Source organism: Dokdonella sp. (assembly GCF_049593775.1).
Lineage (GTDB): Bacteria > Pseudomonadota > Gammaproteobacteria > Xanthomonadales > Rhodanobacteraceae > Dokdonella.
On record NZ_JBAWHJ010000316.1, the window covers coordinates 1 to 6,314 of the forward strand.

The 6,314-nt window shown below is 60.8% G+C and carries 6 protein-coding genes; all 6 read right to left on the reverse strand.

Annotation, left to right across the window (positions count from 1 at the left end):
* On the reverse strand, positions 1 to 932 hold a 932-nt coding region (gene prpC / locus WBP53_RS10960), incomplete at its 3' end, for a bifunctional 2-methylcitrate synthase/citrate synthase (RefSeq protein ID WP_423928836.1).
* 56 nt (positions 933 to 988) lie between these two features.
* Positions 989 to 1,534, reverse strand: coding sequence for a hypothetical protein (locus WBP53_RS10965; protein ID WP_423928838.1), 546 nt, complete (start codon positions 1,532 to 1,534; stop codon positions 989 to 991).
* A 40-nt stretch (positions 1,535 to 1,574) separates the two neighbouring features.
* Complete coding sequence (prpB, locus tag WBP53_RS10970; protein ID WP_423928840.1) at positions 1,575 to 2,468, reverse strand: methylisocitrate lyase; 894 nt, start codon at positions 2,466 to 2,468, stop codon at positions 1,575 to 1,577.
* Between the two features lie 180 nt (positions 2,469 to 2,648).
* A complete protein-coding gene (locus WBP53_RS10975) occupies positions 2,649 to 4,211 on the reverse strand; it encodes a sulfotransferase family protein (RefSeq protein WP_423928842.1) in 1,563 nt (520 codons plus the stop codon).
* Between the two features lie 137 nt (positions 4,212 to 4,348).
* Positions 4,349 to 6,022 (reverse strand): hypothetical protein, encoded by a 1,674-nt coding sequence (locus tag WBP53_RS10980; protein WP_423928843.1) that lies wholly within the window; start codon positions 6,020 to 6,022, stop codon positions 4,349 to 4,351.
* A 119-nt stretch (positions 6,023 to 6,141) separates the two neighbouring features.
* On the reverse strand, positions 6,142 to 6,306 hold the full coding sequence (locus tag WBP53_RS10985) for a Na+/H+ antiporter NhaA (RefSeq protein WP_423928845.1): 165 nt from the start codon (positions 6,304 to 6,306) through the stop codon (positions 6,142 to 6,144).
* Between the last annotated feature and the right edge of the window lie 8 nt (positions 6,307 to 6,314).

Genomic DNA, 6,314 nt, shown 5'->3' on the forward strand with positions numbered 1-6,314 from the left:
ATTTCCCACATCGTCGATTCGAGGCGCTCGGCGATATCGAACATCTTCATGTTCTTCTGCTCGGCCGACAGCTCGCGGGCGACCTCCTTGATAACGACGTTGCGCGGATCGCTGACCGTGTAGACCGGATGGCCGAAGCCAATCACCACTTCCTTCCTGCCGACGCGCTCCCGGATATCTGCCTCGGCCTGGTCAGGCGTCTCGTAGCGCTTCTGGATCTCGAACGCGACTTCGTTGGCCCCGCCGTGCTTCGGTCCACGCAACGCGCCAATGCCTCCGGCGATGCTCGAGTACATGTCGCTGCCGGTTCCGGCGATCACCCGTGAGGCAAACGTCGAGGCATTGAACTCGTGCTCGGCGTAGAGAACCAGCGAAGTGTGCATGGCCCGCACCCATGACTCACGCGGTGCTTCACCGTGCAACAGATGCAGGAAATGCCCGCCGATCGAATCGTCGTCGGTCTCGACATCGATGCGCTTGCCATTGACCGCGAAGTGATACCAGTAGAGCAGGATCGAACCCAGCGATGCCATCAGTCGGTCGGCAATGTCACGCGCACCGGGATGATTGTGGTCATCTTTCTCCGGCAACACGCATCCGAGCACGGAAACGCCGGTTCGCATGACATCCATCGGATGTGTCGAGGCGGGCAATTGCTCCAGGGCAGTCTTCAGCGCCGCCGGAATGCCGCGCAGCGCCTTGAGCTTGCTCTTGTACGCGTCGAGTTCCGCTTGCGTCGGCAAGCTGCCATGCACGAGCAGGTGGGCAATCTCCTCGAACTCGCAAGTCGTGGCGACATCGAGGATGTCGTAGCCGCGGTAGTGAAGATCATTGCCGGTCTTGCCGACCGTGCATAGCGCGGTATTGCCGGCAGCGACTCCGGACAGGGCGACGGACTTCTTGGGTTTGAACGGGGTCGCTGGTTCGGTCATGGCTTTCTCCAATGGGATCCGCGCAGCAGTGCGCCGGATTGATAAATGATTGTTGGTCAGTCCGTGAAGGACTCGCTCTCGACCACCGCTGGACACTGGTCAAGGCCTACCTGACCTGGAATCCGCTCCACCGCGCGATCGGACTGCAGCCAGCACTCGCCAAGTGTCGAGCAATAGCAAATTGCGCTGCGTACTCGAGCAGCCATCCCGGTTCGAAATGCTTGCCAGGTCGAAGTGTCGGCTAGCTTGATGGCAAGTACGCGCTCGCCCGGACTGATGACCGTGTTGCTGACCGTAGAAACAATGTAACCCTCGGCAGGAAGGTCGAGTGCAGTCAGGACCCCGGCCCAGTTGCGCTGTGGCTTGTCATCGACCCAGACTTGGACCGAACTGACAATCGCAGGCCCTACGCCCTTGTTGTGGACGCCGATGGCCTGGTCCGGGTCGTAGAATCCCGTCAGCAGGTTGGGCCAGACTTCGGCGCGCACCTGCTGGCGCTGCAGGTACGCGGTATAAGCCGACACCACGAGTGCGAGCACACCGATGAAGATCGCGACCATCGCCGTGACGGCATCCCAGTTGCGTGCAGGGCGATCCGCCAAGGCCTGCCCTGTTGCCTGCTGACCGGACCCAGGCACGCCTTCAGTCATCCGATTTGCCCTGGGCAAACAAGGAGTCGAGTTTTTCCTCGTAAGCGTGGTAGTCGAGATAGTCGTATAACTCCGCACGCGTTTGCATGCTCGGCACAGCCGCCTTCTGCGTGCCATCGCGACGCACCGTCTCGTAGAAATTGAGCGCCGCCTTGTTCATGGCCCGATAGGCACCACAGCAATACAGAGCAATATCGACACCGGCCGATCCGAGTTCATCCGTGGTGAACAACGGGGTCTGCCCAAACTCGGTGATGTTGGCCAGGATCGGCACCTTCACCGCATCCTTGAACTGTCGATACTGCTCAAGGGTGTAGATTGCCTCCGGAAAAATCATGTCAGCGCCGGCCTCGACGCAGGCGACGGCACGCTCGATCGCCGGCTCAAGCCCTTCGACGGCAATCGCGTCAGTGCGCGCCATGATCACGAACCCCGGATCGTGTCTGGCATCGACCGCCGCCTTGATCCGATCCACCATCTCGTCTTTCGCAACAATCGCCTTGCCGGGCCGATGCCCGCAACGTTTGGTGGCGACCTGATCCTCGATATGCATGGCGCCTGCGCCCGCCTTGATCAGCGAGCGTACGGTGCGCGCGATGTTGAAGGCACCGCCCCAGCCTGTATCAACGTCAACCAGCAAGGGAAGATCGCAGACATCGGTAATGCGACGGATATCGGTCAGCACATCTTCCATCGAGCTGATGCCAAGATCCGGCATGCCCAGCGAGTTGGCGGCAACACCACCACCGGAAAGATAGATCGCGCGGAATCCACTGCGCTTGGCCATGCGTGCTGCGTAGGCAGTGATCGTTCCGACCACCTGCAATGGATGTTCGTCGCGGACGGCGGCGCGGAACCGGGCGCCGGCAGAGGGCAGCTCGCTCATGGAATCTCCCGTAAAAGCCGCCATTTTACCCTACCGAAGTCTGGCCTGCCCGGCATCGGGAGACCTTTCCGTACATGCAGCCTCGGATCCGGCAACATGGGCGGACAGGCAAGGCGCAGCAATCCGGATATTCCGAAGCCGCAATGATGGCTTGGCCGGGAATCCCGTGCCCTGGCCGGCCTAGATGCTAGCCCCGTCCGCTTCCAGCTGAGCCAGAAGCGGTTGCAGCCAGTGCGCATACGGCTTCCAGCGACCAATGCTTCGCGTATTGATGGATCCCCGCACCTGTACCGCACTCAAGGTGTTGACTGCCTTGCCGTCAGTCGCCGAAACATCGACTGCTTGCGGGCTCCATTGCAAGCCGCAGAAATCATAAAGTCGTTTCGATTCTGAATCCGGATCGCGGACCAGATTTTCGTAGTGCACATCGATTACGAAACCCGGATAGCTGGCGTGCCAGTGCTGCATGAGGCCACGGTACTGACCATGAAAATGGGCGACATCGTCCATCGAGTTGCTGTAGCGAACACCATCGACGAAATACTCGCGAAGATTCGCGAAGCACAGGTCCTTCGGATCACGACAGACGTGAATGACTTTCGCCTGTGGCAGTGCACTACGAATGAAACCGATGAGCTGGAAATTGCCTGGCATCTTTTCAGTCACGTACCTCGCCGCGCCGAATCGCGCCCTGCCCTCTGACAGGAAATCCTGCGCGACCTTCGAATAGTCCAACCGGCCTGCATTCGCAACCAGTTCGGCATCAAGCAACTGCGTGCAATAGCGATTGGCGGCGAGGCGCAAGGCGTTGCTCAAGCGCTGCGATTCCCCATAGGCGAATACGTCGGCATGGGCGCCAAGGATACGTTCGACCAGGGTGGTTCCCGAGCGATGCATGCCGACGATGAATATCGGCTCCGGACCTGCTTCGATGGATGTCTCGGTTTCGAGCTGCAGCGGAAACCGGTTCCTGATCGACGCAAACAGGCGCTCACGCGCCACGCGGTTGTACGGCAGGCGGTTGCGCGTCACCTGGCATCCATGAGCAAGCGCCGACCAGGCCGCATCGACATCGCCCAGATCATCCAGCTCCTTGAACAAGGCGAAATCGAGGAATGCACGATCACGCGCATCGGGGCACAGGCATGCGCGCTCGCGCAATCGATCCACATGGTTTGACTCGGCAGTCTGCCGACCAAGCTGAGCCAACTGCCAATGAGCCATGGCAAGGCCGTGCGGCTTCGCAGCGACAACCTCCAGCTCATCACGGGCAGCGTCGAAGTCGCCATCAAAGCTGCGAATCAGGGCGGAGGTGCTGCGGCAAGACTCGTTTCCCGGCGCCTTGCCCATGGCCTCGGCGACCCAGACCATTGCGAGCTCCTGGGCTCCGATGGCGCTGAGAATTTTCGCGCTTTCGGACTGGTCAAGGGCAGGAATCTGCGCACGATCCGGAAATCCGGCAGCCCAGGAAATCATCGCGTCGTGGGCAACAAAAAGACGCAGGTAGCGGATGGTTTCCAGGACCAGCCGTGCGGGACACCGGAGCGTGGCAACGGCCCGGATGATTCGATCACGGGCTTCACGGAATTGTCCGCTGCCCAGCTCAATTCGCACGTGCAGCAATTCGGGTTCTAACTCCCCGGCGTCCTGCAATCGCCATTCGGCGATCACCGCCAAGGCTGCCTGCATGCGCCCTGCCGCCAACTCGAACTCAACGCGTTTTCTGAATTCGGCGGATGTCATCGGCGCAAGGGTGTGGTTGGCAAGGGAGTCCACGCAGGCAACGAGTTCGGAACGCACATGCTACGTGGTCGCGATGTGAGCCATCGCCGATCAAGGCGCAAGCTGGGTATCGCGGCCCGCAGACAGACCCTGGTAGTTTACAGAGGATGCTGCTCGAGGAATTTTTGCGCCTCGAGCAAGCCAGGCAGCTCAGAATCTGCCGAATGCCAGATGGCCACGAGCCTGGTGTAGGTCTCTGCAGCCGCCTGTGTATTCCCGGCAGCAGCCTCCGCCCGCGCCAGACCCAGCATGGACATCGCCCGAAGCGGTGCCAGCTTGAGTGACGCAGTGAATGCCGCCGCCGCTTCACCCGGCTTGCCATCGGCAAGTAGCATTTCACCCAGCAATTCCTGCGGCAATTTCACCGATGGCGGCGGGCCGAAATCAAAAGCCATGCCTTGCAGGCGTGCGGCCGCGCCGCGAACCAGCGCCATGGCCTTTTCGGTTTCACCCCGCTTGTACGCAATGACTGCTTCAAGGTCGTCGCGAAAAATCGCCAGGTAGTCAGGCAGTGCCAGAAACCCGGGATCCGACTGGTTTGATGCGATGAGTTCCATCAGGGATGACAATGCAGAATCTGCCGCAGCAAGATTGCCGCGCCCGGCAGCAGCATAGCCATTGGTGAACAACGTTGCCGCCTGCGCGTAGATCTGCTGCATCTCCGGCATGGCCAGCTTTACCGCCATGCCGTCCCAATTGCCCGATTCGATGATGGCTGTCGCCCGCATGGTCGGCAGGGATCCGGCGTAGCGTTCGGCCAATCTGGCTTCGCCGACCTTGCCCTTGAGTTCGGCCAACGCGGCCTTGCCGCTCTTGTCGCAGGAAAGCAGCAGTTGGTCGGCTTCGCGATGACGGCCCTGCTGGTAGTAGCCGTATTCCAGCCACTCGCTGTAGTGGTTGCAGCGCAGGACCGGTTTGCCGTTGGCGCGGGCATGCGCGTAGAGAACCCGCGTCGCTTCTTCGTTGGCCTGCACGAGATCATCCCAGAGGCCGAGCGCGATGAAGATGTGCGATGTCATGTGCTGGGCATGGCCTGCGTCCGGAGCAATCTTCGACAGCGCGCGTGCCGCCTCGATAGCACCCTCGGCATGCTCCGGATCGTCCATTCCATGGATCCAGTAATGCGCCGCGCCAGGATTCAGCGGATTCTTCACGAAGACCCGTTTGGAAATCTCGGCTGCCCGCAGGTAGTCGGGCACGTTGCGCACACCCTGGGTACGCCCTTGCAGGGCGAGCGCATGGAACAGTTGGGCCTGGTTGTCGTCCGGGTACGACTCGGCAAGCTTCTTCATCGCACCGAGATAGCGTTCGTCGCGGGCTGGCTTGGTGCCATCACCGGAATAGAGAATCTCAACCGCTTCGAGATAGCCTTTCTCCCTGGCGTTGCTGGCCTTGGCGGCCCGTTCCGCCGGAGTCTTCCCGAGTTTTGCCAACGCCTTTTGGCCCGCTGCCTCATCAAGCTGATTCCACAGCGGATGATTGTGCGTCATCGCCTCGCCCCATACCGCCATGACGAAATCGGGCTGCAAGGATTGCGCTTTCACGAATTCAAGCGCCGCGTCTTCATACTCGAACAGATGCAACAACAGCGCGCCACGTTCGAACGCGGCCTGCGCCTGCGCCGATGTCGAGGACGTAGGGAACTCCAGCGCGCCGAGGCCGGCGCTGGGGGCAGGACCTTTCACATCGTGCGCTGCCGATGGCGTCGCCCAGATGAAAAGCCCCAGCGCGCCCTGAAGCATGGCCAGGCCGAATCGATTCGAAAATGACATGTTCACTCTCCTGCAACAGGAACGCGCCGGGAATCAGTCAATCGGTTTCCAGCTCGCTCATCGATAAGGAGCGCGAAACACGCCCTCATGGTGGACAACGCGCAGCAGCGAAAACCTGCTCAGTCTGCGGCTTGACGCTCGGGCTCGGTTTTTGAGCCCGACAGTCGCAACACGATGAATCCCAGGATTCCTGCGACCAGGGATCCGCCAAGGATGCCGACCTTGACTTCGCTCTGCAGGATGGGGTGGTTGGCAAATGCGAGCAGGCCGATGAAGAGGCTCATCGTGAAGC